Below are 18,041 nucleotides of genomic sequence, written 5' to 3'. Positions count from 1 at the left end.
CGGACCGCGCGGCCGAGCGCACTAGGCTGCCCGTCGTGCCAGCCGCCGTCCCGCCCCCCGGTCCCCGTGTCGTGCTCGTCGGCCCCCCCGGGGCCGGCAAGTCGACCGTCGCGGAGGCGCTCGCGCAGCGCTGGCAGCTGGCCGTGCGCGACACCGACGCCGACGTCGAGGCCGTGGCGGGCAAGACCGTCGCGGACGTGTTCGTCGAGGACGGCGAGCCGCGCTTCCGCGAGCTCGAGCGCGACGCGGTCGCCACGGCGCTCGCCGAGCACGACGGCGTCCTGGCCCTGGGTGGCGGCGCGGTCCTGCACGACGCGACGCGTGCCGCGCTGGCGGCGTACCGCGCGTCCGGGGGTGTCGTGGTGTTCCTCGACGTGAGCCTCGCGCACGCCGCGCCCCGCGTCGGCTTCAACCAGGCCCGGCCGCTGCTCGTCGGCAACCCGCGCGCGCAGTGGCAGGCCCTCATGGAGGCCCGACGCCCCGTCTACGAGGAGGTCGCGACCGTGCGCGTGCCGACCGACGGGCTGCGCCCGGCCGAGGTCGCCCAGGCCGTCGAGGACGCGCTCGGTACGCTGCGCACCGCGGGGGGTGACGCGTGAGCGGCGAGCAGACGGTCCGCGTCGCGGGGGAGCAGCCGTACGACGTGGTCATCGGCCGGCACCTGCTGGGCCGGCTCCCGGACATGCTCGGCGACGGCGTGCAGCGCGTGCTCGTGGTGCACCCGGCGGCGCTCGCGGCGTCGGCCGACGCGGTCCGCGAGGACCTCCTGGCGCACGGGTACGAGGCGTACGTGGCGCAGGTCCCCGACGCCGAGGAGCAGAAGACCGCGCAGGTGGCCGCGTTCCTGTGGGGCGTGCTGGGCCAGGCGGGGTTCACGCGCTCCGACGCCGTCGTCGGGCTCGGCGGCGGCGCGACGACCGACCTCGCGGGCTTCGTGGCCGCCACCTGGTTGCGCGGCGTGCGCGTCGTGCAGGTGCCGACGACCGTGCTCGCGATGGTCGACGCCGCGGTCGGCGGCAAGACCGGCATCAACACCGCCGAGGGCAAGAACCTCGTCGGTGCGTTCCACCCGCCCGCCGGGGTGCTGTGCGACCTCGCGGCCCTCGAGTCGATGAGCCCCCACGACTTCGTGGCGGGGCTCGCCGAGATCGTCAAGTGCGGCTTCATCGACGACCCGCGCATCCTCGAGCTCGTCGAGGAGCACACGGCGCTGCTGCGCGACCCCGCGGCGGCCGCGTCCTCGCCGGTCCTCGCCGAGCTCGTCGAGCGGGCCGTGCGCACCAAGGCGCGCGTGGTCGGCGAGGACCTGCGCGAGGCGGGCCTGCGGGAGATCCTCAACTACGGGCACACGTTCGGGCACGCGGTCGAGCACGTCGAGCGCTACCGGTGGCGGCACGGCGCGGCGGTGTCGGTCGGCATGGTGTTCGTCGCCGAGCTCGCGCGGCTCGCCGGTCGCCTCGACGACGACGTCGTCGCGCGTCACCGGTCGGTCCTCACGGCGCTGGGGCTGCCCGTGACGTACCGGGGCGACCGGTGGGAGCAGCTGCTCACGGCGATGCGTCGCGACAAGAAGACCCGGGGCGACCTGCTGCGGTTCGTGGTCCTCGACGGGCTCGCGAGCCCGTCGCGCCTCGAGGGGCCCGACCCGACGCTGCTGGCGGCGGCGTACGCCGAGATCTCGGCCGACCCGACGCCTGCCGGTGCTCTGCTGCTGTGAGCGCGCCCCGCGACTGACGTCCCGCACAACCCCTCGAGGTTGTGGTGCTGAGAACAACCTGGCAGGGTTGTGCCATGTTCGTCATGACGATCGACCAGCGGGGGAGCCGACGCGGCACCGACCGCGTCCCCGAGCTCCTCGCCGCGCTCGCGGACGTGCCGACGGTGCGCGGGTTCGAGCGCACGGTCGGCGACGAGGTGCAGGGCGTCCTCGACGACCCGGGCGTCGTCGTCGACGTCGCGCTGCGGGTGCTGCGGGACGGCGGGTGGACGGTGGGCGTCGGCGCCGGGCCCGTCGTCGAGCCGCTGCCCGCCTCGCCGCGCGCCGGAGCGGGCGACGCGTTCGTGCTCGCGCGCGACGCGGTCGAGAGCGCGAAGAGCCGGCAGCGGCCGGTGCCGGTCGCCGTGCGGGGCGCGGTGCCCGAGGCGGCCGAGGACGCGGACGCCGTGCTCGTGCTGCTCGGCTCGGTCGCCGCGCGCCGCACCCCCGCGGGGTGGGACGCCGTCGACGCGATGCGTGCGGCGGGCGAGGCGGGCCAGGACGCGGTGGCGCAGGCCCTCGGCGTCACGCAGCAGGCCGTGAGCAAGCGCCTGCGCACCGCGATGTGGGCCGAGGAGGCCGCCGCGCGACCCGCGGTCGCCCACCTGTTGACGCGGGCCGCCGGCGACGCCAAGGTCTGACGCGTGCACCCCGCCCTCGTGGCCGGCATCTGGGCCGGCGCCCTGCTCGTGTCCTCCGCGGGCGGCTGGCTCGTCACGCGGCTCGTGCTGCGGCTCGCGTCGCGCTCGCGCGACGCGGGACGGGCGCGTCGCAGCGGTCCCGTCGTGCTGCAGCCGCTGCGCGTCAGCGACGGCCCCGACGGCGAGGGCGCGCAGACCGTGCTGCGGGGCGGCACGTGGATCGGCGTGCTCGAGCGCCTCGCCGTCACGGCGAGCCTGCTCGCGGGCGTGCCGGAGGGCGTGGCCGTCGTCGTCGCCGTCAAGGGCCTGGGGCGCTATCCCGAGCTGCGCGAGAACCCCGGCGCGTCCGAGCGCTTCGTGATCGGGACGCTCGCGTCGCTGCTGTGGTCGGCCGCGGTCGGGACGCTCGCGCAGCGGCTGGTCGGCTGACGCGCCCGAGCGGGGCCGCGCGCGCCGGCCCGCGCGGGTCCGTGCGGGTCCGTGCAGTTCCGGGCAGGTCCGTGCGGGCGCCCGGGGGAGCGGGCGCTAGGATGGACGACGGCCTGGGGCCGGACGACCGCACCGGTCGGCGGCAGCGCCGGGTCGGGCATGCCGGAGGACCGGCGCCCGCCGCCCGCACGCGCCGCACGGCGCGCACCACCACCGATCGGGAGAACGACGCTCGTGGCGACCACCAACGACCTCAAGAACGGCATCGTGCTGCGCATCGACGGCCAGCTCTGGACCGTCGTCGAGTTCCAGCACGTCAAGCCCGGCAAGGGCGGCGCGTTCGTGCGCACCAAGCTCAAGAACGTCCTGTCCGGCAAGGTCGTCGACAAGACGTTCAACGCGGGCGTGAAGGTCGAGACGGCCAACGTCGACAAGCGCGACATGCAGTACCTGTACAAGGACGGCGAGGACTTCGTGTTCATGGACACGGACACCTACGACCAGATCAACGTGCCGGCCGCGACCGTCGGCGACGCCGCGAACTTCATGCTCGAGTCGCAGACCGCGCTCGTCGCGACCAACGACGGCGTGCCGCTGTACGTCGAGCTGCCCCCGTCGGTCGTGCTCGAGGTCACGTACACCGAGCCGGGCCTGCAGGGCGACCGCTCGTCGGCCGGCACGAAGCCCGCGACGCTCGAGACCGGCTACGAGATCCAGGTGCCGCTGTTCCTCGAGTCGAACACCAAGGTCAAGGTCGACACGCGTGACGGGTCGTACCTCGGCCGCGTGAACGACTGACGTGGGCGCCCGGACCAAGGCGCGCAAGCGCGCGCTCGACGTGCTGTTCGAGGCGGAGCAGCGCGGCGTCCCCGTCGCCGACCTGCTGGCGAAGCGCGTCGTCGAGCCGGGCACCGAGGCGTCGCTGCCGCAGTACTCGGTCGAGCTGGTCGAAGGCGTGCTCGCGCACGCCGAGCGCATCGACGAGCTGCTCGCGACGCACGCGCACGGCTGGACGGTCGCGCGCATGCCCGCGGTCGATCGTGCGCTGCTGCGCCTCGGCACGTGGGAGATCCTCTGGAACGACGACGTGCCCGACGCGGTGGCCGTCGACGAGGCCGTGTCGCTCGCCCGTGAGCTGTCGACCGACGAGTCGCCCGCGTTCGTCAACGGGCTCCTCGGCCGCATCGTCGTGCTGAAGCCCACGCTGCTGGCCTGACGCGCGGCACCACCTCTGCACGACCCCGGCGCCCGGGCACCTCACAGGTGCTCGGGCGCCGCGTCGTCCCCGCCGCCGTGCACGACGCGCAGCGGGCGCGGGACCGTGCGGACCCGGCGGGCGTCGAGCCGACGCTGCTCGCCGGTCGTGCGCGCCGGCTCGACGGAGCGCGGCTGCGGGCGCGCGCCCCGCACGGGCAGCCCCGCGGCCGGGCGGCCGACGAAGTTGCCCTGCGCGCGCGGCACCCCGAGGTCGACCAGCACCTGCAGGTCGCCCGCCGACTCGACGCCTTCGGCGACGACGTCGAGGCCGTGGTGCTCGGCGAGCGCGACGATCGCGCGCACGGCGCCCACGCCGCGCGGCGTGCGCAGCTCGCGCACGAACGACCGGTCGATCTTGAGCACGTCGACGGGCAGCCGCGCGAGCCGCGCGAGCGAGCTGTAGCCCGTCCCGAAGTCGTCGAGCGCGATGCGCGCGCCGCGCGCCCGCAGCTCGGACAGCACGGGCACGGCGGCGGACGTGCGCAGCATCGTGCTCTCGGTGATCTCGACGGTCAGGTGCTCCCACGGCCCGCCCGACCACGCCGCGTCGAGGTGCTCGAGCACGTCCGGCTCGTGCAGCTCGCGCGCGGACAGGTTGACGGCCACGGGCATCTGGTGCCGGTCGAGCGCACGCCGCGACTGCCGGACCATCGACCGGCCGATCGGCACGATGAGCCCCGTCTGCTCGGCCAGCGTGATCCAGTGCTCGGGGAGCACGACCGCGTCGCCCTCCTGCCAGCGCGCCAGCGCCTCGAGGCCGACGACCTCGAGCGTGCGGGTGTCGACGATGGGCTGGAAGTACGCGGTGATCCGGTCCTCGGCGACCGCGCGCTCGAGCGCGCCGCGGATGCGCCGCTGGTCCTCGGCGCGCGCCCGCATGGCCGGGTCGAACACGCGGTGCCCGGTCGAGGTGCGCTTGGCCTCGAGCATCGCGGCGTCGGCGTGCCGCAGCAGCGCGTCGGCGTCGACGACGTCGGTCGGGTCCCACGCGGCGACCCCGCACGTGAGGCGCGGTCCCGTGCTCCCGACGTGCGCGGCGAACTCGGCCCGCAGGCGGCGCGCGAGGTCGCCCAGGGCCTCGTCGTCGGGCGCGCGGGCCACGACGACGGCGAACTCGTCGCCCGCGAGCCGGGCGGCGTACGTGTCGTCGTCGACCCAGCCGCGCAGCAGGTCGGCGGTGCGGCGCAGCAGCTCGTCGCCCGCCGCGTGGCCCTCGCGGTCGTTGACGTCCTTGAAGCCGTCGATGTCGCAGTAGAGCACCGCGACGCGCGTGCGCTCGACCGCGCCCCGCTCGAGCACCTCGAGCAGGTGCACGTCGGCCGCGCGGCGGTTCGGCAGGCGTGTGAGGGGGTCGGTGACGGCGGCGCGCGCCAGCCGGTCGGCCAGCGCGTACCGCTCGGCGGCGGTCGAGACGACCAGGGCGAGGTCGACGAGGAACGTGCGGTCGTGCGGCTCGAGCCGTCCGGGCTCGGCGGGGAACAGGTCGGCGACGAAGCGGTCGCGCTGCAGGGGCCGCAGCGACGCCTCGACGCTCGGGTCGCCGAGCACGCGGCGCGCCGCGTCGCGGGCCTGCAGCAGCACCGCGTCCGCGTCGCGGTGGAACCACGCGGTGTTGGTGACGGCCGCGAGGGCGTCGCGCATGAGCTCGCGGCGACGTGCGGTGCTCTGCGCGCGCCGCAGGCGCACGAACGCGAGGGACTCGAGGCCGAGCGCGAACGGCAGCGGCCACAGCGCCGTGAGCAGCGCACCGAGCGGACGGCCCGCGAGGAGCACGCCGCCGCCGAGCATGACCAGCGAGGTCGAGCCCGCCGCCGCGACCGTCCAGCCCGGGCGCGTGAGGCGGGCCCGGCCCAGGGCCGCGACGACGTAGCCGACGACGACCGCGAGCATGACGAACAGCAGCGCGACCGCGGCCGCGCGACCACCGGGCACGCCCGGGACCTGCTCGGCCGGCCAGAACCACAGCGCCGCGCGCAGCGCGAGCACCACGCCGACGGCGACGGCCCACGGGCGCACGCGCGGCCCGCGACCGCCGAACGCGCGCGTGGCCGGCAGCGCCACGAGCGCCAGCACGCCCAGCAGCTGCGCGTGCCCGAACTCGAGCACGGCCCGCACGGGTGGGCTCTCCGTCACGCCGTGCAGCCCGCCCACGAGCAGCAGCGCACCCATCGTGACCGACAGCGCGAGCGACCACGTCGAGCCCTCCGAGCGCAGCGCACCGCGCCACCAGACCCACTGCAGCACGCAGAAGCCGCCGACGAGGCCGGCGGCCAGGAACTGCAGGACGGTGGCCCACAGGGGGACGTCGCCGAGCATGCCTGCTGTATCGGCGCACGTCGCGGGGCCCATGAGAGGCATCCGGGTGACGCCCCCGCTCCGTCGGGGACGACCGCGGCGCGCGCTGCCGGACCGGCCGTGCCGCGCGTCACGTGGACACGACCGCGCACCCGCGGGATCCGCAGGTAATGTGACCCGTCGAGCAACCTCCCTTTAAGCCCGTCCCGTGAGGCGGGGAAGGAGTCGCACGCATGAGCACTGGCACACCTGCGCCCGCACCCGGGAGCACCCCCGCCGGGGGCACCGGCACGACGGTCCTCGGGGCCGACGACGTGGGACGCGCACTGACGCGCATCGCGCACGAGGTCGTCGAGCGGAACAAGGGCGTCGCCGACGTCGTCCTGCTCGGCATCCCCACGCGCGGCCTCCCGCTCGCACGCCGCCTCGCGCAGCGCCTCGCGCAGGTCGAGGACGTCGCCGAGCACGACCTCGTCGGCAGCCTCGACGTGACGATGCACCGCGACGACCTCGCGCACCACCCCACGCGCACCATCGGCGAGACGTACGTGCCGGGCGACGGCGTCGACGGCAAGGTCGTCGTGCTCGTGGACGACGTCCTGTACTCGGGGCGCACGATCCGCGCCGCGCTCGACGCGATCAGCGACCTCGGACGGCCGCGCGCCGTGCAGCTCGCCGTGCTCGTCGACCGCGGGCACCGCGAGCTGCCGATCCGCGCCGACTACGTCGGCAAGAACCTGCCCACCGCGACCGCCGAGCGCGTGCGCGTGCTCCTGGCCGAGACCGACGGCGAGGACCGCGTCGTCATCGAGGGCGGTGCCCGATGAGGCACCTGCTGTCCGCCGCCGACCTCAGCCCCGCGCAGGCCGTGCACGTCCTCGACACCGCCGCGCAGATGGCCGCGACCCAGGCACGCGAGATCAAGAAGCTCCCGACCCTGCGGGGGCGCACCGTGGTCAACCTGTTCTTCGAGGACTCGACGCGCACGCGCATCTCCTTCGAGACCGCCGCCAAGCGCCTGTCGGCCGACGTCATCAACTTCTCCGCCAAGGGCTCGAGCGTCTCCAAGGGCGAGTCCCTCAAGGACACGGCCCTCACGCTGCAGGCCATGGGCGCCGACGCCGTCGTGATCCGTCACCAGGCATCCGGCGCGCCGCACACGCTCGCGCACGCCGGGTGGACCAGCGGCGCGGTCGTCAACGCGGGCGACGGCATGCACCAGCACCCCACGCAGGCGCTGCTCGACGCCTACACGCTGCGCCGGCACCTCGTCGGCGACCGCGGGACCACCGACACGACGGGCCGCGACCTCGCGGGCCTGCACGTCGCGATCGTCGGCGACGTGCTGCACAGCCGTGTCGCACGGTCCAACGTGCAGCTGCTGCGCACGCTCGGCGCGCGCGTCACGCTCGTCGCCCCGCCCACGCTGCTGCCCGTCGGCGTGCACACGTGGCCCGCCACCGTGTCCTACGACCTGGACGACGCGCTCGCGACGCAGCCCGACGCGGTGATGATGCTCCGCGTGCAGCGCGAGCGGATGTCCAGCGCGGGCGGCGGGTTCTTCCCCAGCCCGCTGGAGTACACGCGCGGCTACGGCCTCGACGCCCGCCGCCTGGCGACCCTGCCCGACCACGCGGTGGTGCTGCACCCCGGCCCCATGAACCGCGGCCTCGAGATCAGCGCCGACGCGGCCGACTCGCCGCGCGCCGTCATCGTCGAGCAGGTCGCCAACGGCGTCGCGGTCCGCATGGCCGTCCTCTACCTGCTGCTCGCCGGCGACGGCACGCGCACGACCCGCACGACCGACGAGACGAAGGTGCCCGCGTGACCGCCACCCTGCTCACCGGCGCCCGCCCGCTGGGCGGCGACCCGACCGACGTGCTGCTCGCCGACGGCGTCGTCGCCGCGCTCGGCGCCGACGCCCGCACGCACGACGCCGCGCGCGACGCCCGTGTGGTCGACGCCGACGGGCTCGTGCTGCTGCCCGGCCTCGTCGACCTGCACACCCACCTGCGCGAGCCCGGCCGCGAGGACGCCGAGACCGTCGCGTCCGGCACGCGCGCCGCCGCGCTCGGCGGCTTCACCGCCGTGCACGCCATGGCCAACACGACCCCCACGCAGGACACCGCGGGCGTCGTCGAGCAGGTCTGGCGCCTGGGGCGTGACGCCGGCTACGCCGACGTCCACCCCGTCGGCGCCGTCACGGTCGGCCTCGAGGGCGAGCGGCTCGCCGAGCTGCAGGCCATGGCCCGCTCCGCCGCGCGCGTCCGCGTGTTCTCCGACGACGGCAAGTGCGTGCACGACCCCGTCGTGATGCGTCGCGCGCTCGAGTACGTCAAGGCCTTCGACGGCGTCGTCGCGCAGCACGCCCAGGAGCCGCGTCTCACCGCGGGCGCCCAGATGCACGAGGGCGTCGTCTCCGCCGAGCTCGGGCTCACCGGCTGGCCCGCGGTCGCCGAGGAGGCGATCGTCGCGCGCGACGTCCTGCTCGCCGAGCACGTCGGCTCGCGCCTGCACGTGCTGCACCTGTCCACCGCCGGGTCCGTCGAGATCGTCCGCTGGGCCAAGGCCCGCGGCATCGACGTCACCGCCGAGGTCACGCCCCACCACCTCGTCCTCACCGACGAGCTCGTGCGCGGCTACGACCCGCGCTACAAGGTCAACCCGCCCCTGCGCACGGCGCAGGACGTCGAGGCCGTCCGCGCGGGCCTCGCCGACGGCACGATCGACACCGTCGGCACCGACCACGCGCCCCACGCCCGCGAGGACAAGGACTGCGAGTGGGCGGCCGCCGCCTTCGGCATGACCGGCCTCGAGACCGCGCTCTCCGTGGTGCAGCAGGTCATGGTCGACACCGGCCGGTTCACCTGGGCCGACGTCGCCCGCGTGATGTCCGCCGCGCCCGCGCGGATCGGACGCCTCGACGGCCAGGGCCGCCCGATCGCCGTGGGGGAGCCCGCCAACCTCACGCTCGTCGACCCGACCGCCCGGCGCGTCGTCGTCCCCGAGCAGCAGGCCACCGCGAGCGTCAACTCGCCCTTCGCCGGCACCGAGCTGCCCGGGCGCGTGGTCGCCACGTTCCTGCGCGGCCGCGCGACCGTGCTCGACGGCGCGCTCGTCGGGCCGGGGGTGCCCGCCTGATGCCCGTCTGGCTCTCCGTCACGCTGCTGGCCGCGCTCGCGGTGCTCGGGCTGTGGGGCATGCGGCACGGCTGGCGCTCGCGCGAGCGTCGCACCGCCGCGCTCGTGCCGTCGCTGCCGGTGCTCCCGGACGCGCCCGGCGCGCCCGTCACCGACGCGATCGAGGCCGTGTACGTGTCCTCGACGCGCGCGGGCGACTGGCTCGACCGGGTCGTGGCCCACGACCTGGGGGTCCGCAGCCCGGCCCGCGTGCGCGTGCACGCCGACGGCGTGGCCGTCACCCGCACCGGTGCGCGCGACCTGTGGGTGCCCGCCGCCGCGCTGACCGCCGTGGGCACCACGAGCGGCCAGGCCGGCAAGTTCGTCGGCCGGGACGGCCTCGTGGTCCTCACCTGGGTGCCCGACCCCACCACCGGCACCGCCCTCGACACCGCGCTGCACGTGCGCCACGACGCCGAGCGCGGCACGCTGCTCGACGCCGCCCGCGCGCTCGTCGCGGCCCCCACCGACACCGACGCCGCGCCCCCGGCGCGAGAGGAGCAGGCATGAGCGACGCGATCCTCGTCCTCGAGGACGGCCGCACGTTCACCGGACGCGCGTACGGCGCGACCGGGCGGACGCTCGGCGAGATCGTCTTCAACACCGGCATGACGGGCTACCAGGAGACCCTGACCGACCCGTCGTACCACCGGCAGGTCGTCGTCATGACCGCGCCGCACATCGGCAACACGGGCGTCAACGACGAGGACCCCGAGTCGCGGCGCATCTGGGTCGCCGGGTACGTCGTGCGGGACCCCGCCCGCCGTCCGTCGAGCTGGCGCTCGCGCCGCTCGCTGGACGAGGAGCTCGCGGCGCAGGGCGTCGTCGGCATCAGCGACGTGGACACCCGCGCCCTCACGCGGCACCTGCGCGAGCGGGGCGTCATGCGCGCCGGCATCTTCTCGGGCGACGCGCTCGTGCGTCCCGAGGGCGAGCGGCGCCCGGTCGACGAGCTGGTCGACGAGGTGCTGACGGCCCCCGCGATGACGGGCGCCGACCTGGCCGGCGAGGTCAGCGTCGACGCCGCGTACGTCGTGCCGGCCCTGGGCCCCGACGGCGCGCCGCTCGACGAGCCGCGCGCACGCGTCGCGGCGGTCGACCTGGGCATCAAGGCCATGACCCCGCAGCGCATGGCCGAGCGCGGCGTCGAGGTGCACGTGCTGCCCGCGACGTCGACGATCGCGGACGTCCTCGCGGTGCAGCCCGACGGCGTGTTCTTCTCCAACGGCCCGGGCGACCCCGCCGCGGCGCGCCACGAGATCGACGTGCTGCGCGGCGTGCTCGACCGCCGGATCCCGTTTTTCGGGATCTGCTACGGCAACCAGCTGTTCGGCCGTGCCCTGGGCTTCGGCACCTACAAGCTGCAGTACGGCCACCGCGGCGTGAACCAGCCGGTCATGGACCGCACGACCGGCAAGGTCGAGATCACGGCCCACAACCACGGCTTCGCCGTCGACGCGCCGCTGGACGCCGAGACGGTCGCGCCCTTCGACGGCGGCCGCTACGGCCGCGTCCGCGTGTCGCACGTCGACCTCAACGACGACGTCGTCGAGGGCCTCGAAGCGCTCGACCTGCCGGCGTTCTCGGTGCAGTACCACCCCGAGGCGGCGGCCGGCCCGCATGACGCGGCCTACCTGTTCGACCGCTTCCTCGACCTCATGACCTCCCACCGCGACGGCGCCGGCACGACCGGCGGCGACGCGACGAACCAGAAGGGCGCCGCCTGATGCCCCGCCGCGACGACCTGCAGTCCGTCCTCGTCATCGGCTCCGGCCCGATCGTCATCGGCCAGGCCTGCGAGTTCGACTACTCCGGCACGCAGGCGTGCCGCGTGCTCAAGGAGGAGGGCCTGCGGGTCGTCCTCGTGAACTCCAACCCGGCCACGATCATGACCGACCCGGAGTTCGCCGACGCCACGTACGTCGAGCCGATCACGACCGAGGTGCTCACCTCGATCATCGCCAAGGAGCGCCCCGACGCGATCCTGCCGACGCTGGGCGGCCAGACCGCGCTCAACGCGGCGATCGCGCTCGACGAGGCAGGCGTGCTCGAGCAGTACGACGTCGAGCTGATCGGCGCGAACATCCCCGCCATCCAGAAGGGCGAGGACCGCGAGCAGTTCAAGCAGGTCGTCGAGGTCTGCGGCGGGGAGTCGGCGCGCTCGGCGATCATCCACACGATCGACGAGGCGCTCGGCGCGGCCGAGGACCTCGGCTACCCGATGGTCGTGCGGCCCTCGTTCACGATGGGCGGCCTGGGCTCGGGCATCGCGTACGACGAGGACGACCTGCGGCGCATCGTCGGGCAGGGCCTGCACTACTCGCCGACCACCGAGGTGCTCCTGGAGGAGTCGATCCTCGGCTGGAAGGAGTACGAGCTCGAGCTCATGCGCGACAAGCACGACAACGTCGTGGTCGTGTGCTCGATCGAGAACGTCGACCCGGTCGGCGTGCACACCGGCGACTCGGTGACGGTCGCACCCGCGCTGACGCTGACGGACCGGGAGTACCAGCGGCTGCGGGACATCGGCATCGCCGTGATCCGCGAGGTCGGCGTCGACACGGGCGGCTGCAACATCCAGTTCGCGGTGCACCCCGACACCGGGCGCGTGATCGTCATCGAGATGAACCCGCGCGTGTCGCGCTCGTCGGCCCTGGCGTCGAAGGCCACGGGCTTCCCGATCGCGAAGATCGCCGCGAAGCTCGCGGTGGGCTACACGCTCGACGAGATCCCCAACGACATCACGGGGTCGACGCCCGCGTCGTTCGAGCCGACGCTCGACTACGTCGTCGTCAAGGTCCCGCGGTTCGCGTTCGAGAAGTTCCCCGCCGCCGACGACACGCTGACGACGACCATGAAGTCGGTCGGCGAGGCCATGGCCATGGGCCGCAACTTCACCGAGGCGCTCGGCAAGGCCATGCGCTCGATCGACAAGAAGGGCTCGACGTTCCACTGGGACGGCGAGGCGGCCACGGGGGAGGAGCTCGAGCGGCTCGTCGCGTCGATCTCGCGACCCACCGAGCACCGGCTGGTCGACGTGCAGCAGGTGCTGCGCGCGGGCGTCCCCGTCGACGACGTGTACGCGCGCACGGGCATCGACCCGTGGTTCCTCGACCAGGTGCAGCTGATCAACGAGGTCGCGCAGGAGACCGCCGACGCGCCCGCGCTCACGCGCGACGTGCTCGCGCGCGCCAAGCGCCACGGCCTGTCGGACACGCAGGTCGCGTCGCTGCGGCAGACCAGCGAGGACGCCGTGCGGCGCACCCGCTGGGCGCTGGGCGTGCGGCCCGTCTACAAGACGGTCGACACGTGCGCCGCCGAGTTCGCGGCACGCACGCCGTACCACTACTCGTCGTACGACGAGGAGACCGAGGTCGCGCCGCGCGAGCGTCCCGCGATCCTCATCCTCGGCTCGGGGCCGAACCGCATCGGGCAGGGCATCGAGTTCGACTACTCGTGCGTCCACGCGGCGCTCGCGCTCAAGGGCGAGTACGAGACCGTCATGGTCAACTGCAACCCCGAGACCGTGTCGACCGACTACGACACGTCCGACCGGCTGTACTTCGAGCCGCTGACGTTCGAGGACGTGCTCGAGGTCTACGAGGCCGAGCTCGCGGCGGGCCCGGTGGCGGGACTCATCGTGACGCTCGGCGGGCAGACGCCCCTGTCGCTCGCGCAGCGGCTGTCCGACGCGGGCCTGCCGATCCTGGGCACGCCGCCGGAGGCGATCGACGCGGCCGAGGACCGCGGCGAGTTCGGCGCCGTGCTCGAGGCGGCCGGTCTGCCCGCGCCCGCGTTCGGCACCGCGACGACGCTCGAGGGCGCGCGGGAGACCGCGCGTCGCATCGGGTTCCCGGTGCTGGTGCGCCCGTCGTACGTGCTCGGCGGCCGCGGCATGGAGATCGTGTACGACGAGGCGCAGCTCACGGAGTACGTCGAGCGCGCGCTCGCCGAGCAGGTCGGCGGGCACCGCGCGTCGCTGCCGCCGCTGCTCATCGACCGCTTCCTCGACGACGCGATCGAGATCGACGTCGACGCGCTCTACGACGGCATCGAGCTCTTCCTCGGCGGGGTCATGGAGCACATCGAGGAGGCGGGCATCCACTCGGGCGACTCGGCGTGCGTGCTGCCGCCCGTGACGCTGTCGGTCGCCGAGCTCGAGCGGATCCGCACGTCGACCGAGGCGATCGCGCGCGGCGTCGGCGTCCGCGGGCTGCTGAACATCCAGTTCGCGCTCGTGTCCGACGTGCTCTACGTCCTCGAGGCGAACCCGCGCGCGTCGCGCACGGCGCCGTTCGTGTCGAAGGCGACGGGTGTGTCGCTCGCCAAGGCCGCGGCGCTCGTGATGGCAGGCCGCACGATCGCGCAGCTGCGCGACGAGGGCGTCCTGCCGCGGGCCGACGCGAGCACGCTCGACCTCGACGCGCCGATCGCGGTCAAGGAGGCCGTGCTCCCGTTCAAGCGGTTCCGCACCGCGGACGGTCAGGTCGTCGACACCGTGCTCGGGCCGGAGATGCGCTCGACGGGCGAGGTCATGGGCTTCGACGTCGACTTCCCGACCGCCTTCGCGAAGTCGCAGGCGGCCTCGTTCGGCGGGCTGCCGGACTCCGGCCGGGTCTTCATCTCGGTCGCGGACCGGGACAAGCGGTCCATCGTCTTCCCCGTGAAGCGTCTGGTCGAGCTCGGGTTCGAGATCCTCGCGACCGAGGGCACGTCGGCCGTCCTGCGCCGCAGCGGCATCCCGTCGCGCGTGGTCCGCAAGCACTCCGCCGGCCGCGGGCCGGCGGGGGAGCCGACGATCGTCGACCTCATCACCGCGGGCGAGGTCGAGATGGTCGTCAACACGCCGTCCGGGCAGGGCGCGCGCGCCGACGGGTACGAGATCCGCGCGGCCACGACCGCCGCGGACAAGGCGATCGTCACGACCGTGCAGCAGCTGGGTGCGGCCGTGCAGGCCATCGAGGCGCGGCGGTCCGGACCGTTCGCGGTCACGAGCCTGCAGGAGCACGACGCGGCGGCGGCGCAGCGGCGCGCGACGGTGCCCGCGTGACGGCGCCCGCACGCGTGCGCCCGTTCGGCGAGCGGCTGGCCGCGGCGATGGACGTGCACGGGCCCCTGTGCGTCGGGATCGACCCCCACGCGTCGCTGCTCGACGCGTGGGGGCTCCCGGACGACGCCGCGGGTCTGCGCGAGTTCGCGCACCGCGTCATGGACGCCGTCGCCGGGCGGGTCGCGGCCGTCAAGCCGCAGGCCGCGTTCTTCGAGCGGCACGGGTCCGCGGGCGTGGCCGTGCTGGAGGAGGTCGTGGCGGCGGGCCGGGAGACCGGCACGCTCGTCGTGGTCGACGCCAAGCGCGGCGACATCGGCTCGACGATGGGCGCGTACGCGGACGCGTTCCTGCGGGACGGCTCGCCGCTCGCGGGGGACGCGCTCACGGTGTCGCCGTACCTCGGGTTCGGGTCGCTCGACCCGGCGGTGGACCTCGCGCTGGCGACCGGGCGAGGCCTGTTCGTGCTCTGCCTGACGTCGAACCCCGAGGGTCCGGACGTGCAGCACGCGCGCACGGCCCAGGGCGTCAGCGTCGCGGCACAGGTCGCCGCGCGCGCGGCCGCCCTGAACACGGGTGCGGCGGGCCTCGGGTCGATCGGGCTCGTGGTCGGCGCGACGGTCGGCACGGCCGCGCGCGACGCAGGGGTCGACCTCGCGGCCGTCGCGGGCCCGCTGCTCGCACCGGGCGTCGGTGCGCAGGGCGCGGGGGCCGCCGAGCTCGCCGCGGTGTTCGGTGACGCCCGCCGTCAGGTGCTCGCGTCCTCGAGCAGGGGAGTGCTGGCCGCGGGCCCGGAGGTCGGAGCGCTGCGCACCGCGGCCCTTGAGGCCTCGTCCCAGGCGGCCGCTGCGCTGCGCTGACGCAGGGTCGCGCGCCTGTCGTACGAGGGCGCGCGACCACCGCTCAGCACTGCGTCGGTGCGTCACGATAACGGAACCTAGCGGTCTACCACCGCCACGGGGACGAACAAGCGCCGCCTCACGGCGGCCCGCCCCGAAGGCGAACCCGGTGCGGACCCGCCGCTAAGGTGCGGACGTGCGCGGACGGACGACGGTGGGGCAGGCCGCGGCGCGGTACCTCGTCCAGCTCGAGCAGCGCCCGGCGTCGACCGCACGCGCCCAGCGCTGGGCGCTCACCGACCTGGTCGCGCAGCTGGGGGAGGAGCCCCTCGGGCAGGTCGCCCAGGACGACCGGCTCGCCCTGTGGTCGACGTCCCCGACGGGCTCGGGCCGTGAGCCGTCGGCGGCGTCCGTGCGGCAGCGCGCCACTGCCGCACGCGGGCTCCTCCGGCACGCGGTCGAGCACGCGATGCTCGACGCGGACGCCGCCGACCGGGCGCTCGCCGCGCTGCGCCGTCCCGCCACCCCGCCCGTCGTGCGCGACCACGCGCCCGCGCGCCTGCTGCTCGCCCGGGTGGGCGGCCGGCGGCCCCACGGCGTCTCGTGGGAGGTGTGGGTCCGGTTCCGCGCCCACGTCCGCGTGCTGGCGGACACCGGCGCGTCCGAGCGTGACCTGGCGCGCGCGTGCGTCGCCGACCTCGCGGCGGACGCGACGACCCTGCGCCTCGTCGACGTGCCCCACGATCTGTCCGAGCCGACCCGGCACGCGGTCGAGCAGTGGCTGCCCGTCCGAGCAGCGCTGGTCGCCACGCTCGAGGGCAGTCCGCCGCCGCAGCTCTGGGTCCGCGCGCACCCCTCGGTGCACCCGCGCACGGGTGCCGTCGCGGCCGTCGGCATGCCCATCACCGCGCGCGGGCTGCGCAAGGCGTTCACGGAGGTCCTGGCCGCGCTCGTCGGCGACGACCCGCACCTCGCGACCTGCACCGTCGCGCACGTCCGGGGCCTCGGGCGGGGTCGGTCGGCGGGCGACGACCGACCCCGCCGAGCGCCCGACGAGGTGTGATCCGGTGCGTCGGCGCAGGTCGCAGGGCGACACGCGGCGCTCCCGCGTTGCCGAGCGGTCGGACCGTCGCTAGTTTCGTCCTCAGATCCCGCGCATTCCGACGAGGATCTCCGGCCCAGTGACGAGAAGGTGACGCGCGTGGCTCTTCCTCCGCTGACTCCCGAACAACGAGCCGCCGCGCTCGAGAAGGCTGCCGCGGCGCGGCAGGCCCGTGCCGAGGTGAAGAACCGCCTCAAGTACTCGCAGGGCTCCCTGTCCGAGGTGATCGAGCAGGGCCAGCAGGACGAGACGATCGGCAAGCTCAAGGTCGCCGCGCTGCTGGAGTCCCTCCCCGGCGTGGGGAAGGTCAAGGCCCGAGCGATCATGTCCGAGATCGGCATCTCGGAGACCCGCCGCGTGCGTGGCCTCGGCCCGCACCAGGTGAAGGCCCTCGTCGACCGTTTCGGCTGAGCGCCGCGGCGACACCCACGGCGCCCCGCCCGGACCCGGGCGGGGCGCCGCCGTGTCCGGACCGTCCGGGCACCTCGTGACACGACCTGGAGCAGGGCACGCATGACGACGCAGCAGGCACGGCTGACCGTGCTGGCCGGACCGACCGCCGTGGGCAAGGGCACGGTGTCGGCCGACATCCGCGCCCGGTACCCCCAGGTCTGGCTCTCGGTCTCCATGACGACGCGTGCCCCGCGCCCGGGCGAGGTGGACGGGCTGCACTACCACTTCGTGTCGCCCGAGCGGTTCGACGAGATGGCCGCGCGCGGCGAGCTCCTCGAGTGGGCGGTCGTGCACGGGCGCAACCGCTACGGCACGCCCCGCGGCCCGGTCGAGGAGCGGCTCGCCGCGGGCGAGCCCGCGCTGCTCGAGATCGACCTGCAAGGCGCACGGCAGGTGCGCGAGTCCATGCCGGACGCGCGGTTCGTGTTCCTCGCCCCGCCGTCGTGGGACGAGCTCGTGCGGCGGCTCGTCGGTCGCGGCACCGAGGACGAGGAGGAGCGCGAGCGTCGCCTCGCCTCGGCCCGCGTGGAGCTCGCCGCCGAGTCGGAGTTCGACCACGTCGTCGTCAACGACGACGTGCACCGGGCGACCGACGAGATCGTCCGGCTCATGGGCATCGAGGCCTGACGACCGGCCCTCGCCTCCGCGTCCCGGGGTCCGCCGCCGCGACCGGGTAGCATGGTGCGCTGCGCCTCCCGCCGCCCGTGCCGTCACCGGCACCCGCCGGCGGACGCACGCCGACCAGCCCTCCGACGAAACGGGAGTCCTCCGTGTCCGGAACCGTTGCCGCCCCCACGGGCATCACCGACCCGCCGATCGACCGCCTGCTCGAGCGCGCGGACTCCAAGTACGCGCTCGTGCTGTTCTCGGCCAAGCGCGCGCGCCAGATCAACGCGTACTACGCGCAGCTCAACGAGGGCCTCCTCGAGTACGTCGGGCCGCTCGTCGAGACCCGCCCGCAGGAGAAGCCGCTGTCGATCGCGATGCGCGAGATCGACGAGGGCCTCCTCACGTCCGAGCCGACGCCGGAGGCCTGACCTCCC

General features: G+C 75.0%; 18 protein-coding genes. 17 read left to right on the top strand and 1 reads right to left on the bottom strand.

Annotated features, from left to right (window positions below; all coding sequences use genetic code 11):
- The first annotated feature begins 26 nt into the window (after positions 1-26).
- The 6 genes from E4A51_RS15960 to nusB all read left to right on the top strand — a co-directional run bounded on the left by E4A51_RS15960 (position 27) and on the right by nusB (position 4,042).
- A complete protein-coding gene (locus E4A51_RS15960; RefSeq protein WP_134852432.1) occupies positions 27-599 on the top strand; it encodes a shikimate kinase in 573 nt (190 codons plus the stop codon).
- Entirely contained in the window at positions 596-1,717 is a 1,122-nt protein-coding gene (aroB, locus tag E4A51_RS15955) for a 3-dehydroquinate synthase (protein WP_087508711.1), read from the top strand. Before E4A51_RS15960 ends, aroB begins: the two co-directional genes overlap by 4 nt.
- Positions 1,718-1,791: 74 nt before the next feature.
- Complete coding sequence (locus tag E4A51_RS15950) at positions 1,792-2,397, top strand: hypothetical protein (RefSeq protein WP_134852342.1); 606 nt, start codon at positions 1,792-1,794, stop codon at positions 2,395-2,397.
- A 3-nt stretch (positions 2,398-2,400) separates the two neighbouring features.
- The gene (locus E4A51_RS15945) at positions 2,401-2,826 is read left to right on the top strand and encodes a hypothetical protein (RefSeq protein ID WP_070318765.1); all 426 of its coding nucleotides are present in this window, start codon (positions 2,401-2,403) and stop codon (positions 2,824-2,826) included.
- 234 nt (positions 2,827-3,060) lie between these two features.
- Positions 3,061-3,624 carry an elongation factor P gene (gene efp / locus E4A51_RS15940; RefSeq protein ID WP_062103540.1) on the top strand — a complete coding sequence of 188 codons (564 nt, stop codon included), beginning with the start codon at positions 3,061-3,063 and terminating at the stop codon, positions 3,622-3,624.
- A gap of 1 nt (position 3,625) precedes the next feature.
- Positions 3,626-4,042 carry a transcription antitermination factor NusB gene (gene nusB, locus E4A51_RS15935; RefSeq protein ID WP_046528369.1) on the top strand — a complete coding sequence of 139 codons (417 nt, stop codon included), beginning with the start codon at positions 3,626-3,628 and terminating at the stop codon, positions 4,040-4,042.
- A gap of 41 nt (positions 4,043-4,083) precedes the next feature.
- On the opposite strand, the gene E4A51_RS15930 is transcribed toward nusB, so the two are convergent.
- Complete coding sequence (locus tag E4A51_RS15930) at positions 4,084-6,399, bottom strand: bifunctional diguanylate cyclase/phosphodiesterase (protein ID WP_240696516.1); 2,316 nt, start codon at positions 6,397-6,399, stop codon at positions 4,084-4,086.
- A gap of 212 nt (positions 6,400-6,611) precedes the next feature.
- Here E4A51_RS15930 and pyrR point away from each other — a divergent pair, with 212 nt between their 5' ends.
- The 11 genes from pyrR to rpoZ all read left to right on the top strand — a co-directional run bounded on the left by pyrR (position 6,612) and on the right by rpoZ (position 18,035).
- Positions 6,612-7,205, top strand: coding sequence for a bifunctional pyr operon transcriptional regulator/uracil phosphoribosyltransferase PyrR (gene pyrR, locus E4A51_RS15925; RefSeq protein ID WP_134852340.1), 594 nt, complete (start codon positions 6,612-6,614; stop codon positions 7,203-7,205).
- Entirely contained in the window at positions 7,202-8,206 is a 1,005-nt protein-coding gene (locus tag E4A51_RS15920; RefSeq protein WP_134852339.1) for an aspartate carbamoyltransferase catalytic subunit, read from the top strand. Before pyrR ends, E4A51_RS15920 begins: the two co-directional genes overlap by 4 nt.
- Positions 8,203-9,519: a dihydroorotase gene (locus E4A51_RS15915; RefSeq protein WP_134852338.1), complete on the top strand. Its 1,317-nt coding sequence runs from the start codon at positions 8,203-8,205 to the stop codon at positions 9,517-9,519. The genes E4A51_RS15920 and E4A51_RS15915 overlap by 4 nt, the downstream gene beginning before the upstream one ends.
- Positions 9,519-10,067: a hypothetical protein gene (locus E4A51_RS15910; protein WP_070318760.1), complete on the top strand. Its 549-nt coding sequence runs from the start codon at positions 9,519-9,521 to the stop codon at positions 10,065-10,067. The genes E4A51_RS15915 and E4A51_RS15910 overlap by 1 nt, the downstream gene beginning before the upstream one ends.
- Positions 10,064-11,284, top strand: coding sequence for a glutamine-hydrolyzing carbamoyl-phosphate synthase small subunit (carA, locus tag E4A51_RS15905; protein WP_046528375.1), 1,221 nt, complete (start codon positions 10,064-10,066; stop codon positions 11,282-11,284). Before E4A51_RS15910 ends, carA begins: the two co-directional genes overlap by 4 nt.
- On the top strand, positions 11,284-14,607 hold the full coding sequence (gene carB, locus E4A51_RS15900; protein WP_134852337.1) for a carbamoyl-phosphate synthase large subunit: 3,324 nt from the start codon (positions 11,284-11,286) through the stop codon (positions 14,605-14,607). Before carA ends, carB begins: the two co-directional genes overlap by 1 nt.
- Positions 14,604-15,464 (top strand): orotidine-5'-phosphate decarboxylase, encoded by an 861-nt coding sequence (gene pyrF, locus E4A51_RS15895; RefSeq protein WP_134852336.1) that lies wholly within the window; start codon positions 14,604-14,606, stop codon positions 15,462-15,464. The genes carB and pyrF overlap by 4 nt, the downstream gene beginning before the upstream one ends.
- A gap of 175 nt (positions 15,465-15,639) precedes the next feature.
- On the top strand, positions 15,640-16,506 hold the full coding sequence (locus E4A51_RS15890) for a hypothetical protein (protein WP_167748943.1): 867 nt from the start codon (positions 15,640-15,642) through the stop codon (positions 16,504-16,506).
- A gap of 138 nt (positions 16,507-16,644) precedes the next feature.
- Positions 16,645-16,956, top strand: coding sequence for an integration host factor, actinobacterial type (mihF, locus tag E4A51_RS15885; protein ID WP_013117080.1), 312 nt, complete (start codon positions 16,645-16,647; stop codon positions 16,954-16,956).
- A 102-nt stretch (positions 16,957-17,058) separates the two neighbouring features.
- Positions 17,059-17,625, top strand: a complete 567-nt coding sequence (gene gmk / locus E4A51_RS15880) for a guanylate kinase (protein ID WP_046528380.1) — start codon at positions 17,059-17,061, stop codon at positions 17,623-17,625.
- Positions 17,626-17,768: 143 nt separating this feature from the next.
- Positions 17,769-18,035 (top strand): DNA-directed RNA polymerase subunit omega, encoded by a 267-nt coding sequence (gene rpoZ, locus E4A51_RS15875; RefSeq protein ID WP_046528381.1) that lies wholly within the window; start codon positions 17,769-17,771, stop codon positions 18,033-18,035.
- The last annotated feature ends 6 nt before the right edge of the window (positions 18,036-18,041 follow it).

Source organism: Cellulomonas sp. HD19AZ1 (assembly GCF_004535805.1).
GTDB lineage: Bacteria > Actinomycetota > Actinomycetes > Actinomycetales > Cellulomonadaceae > Cellulomonas > Cellulomonas iranensis.
The sequence above is the reverse complement of the archived record's forward strand: the minus strand, read 5'-3'. Positions and strand labels throughout refer to the sequence as shown.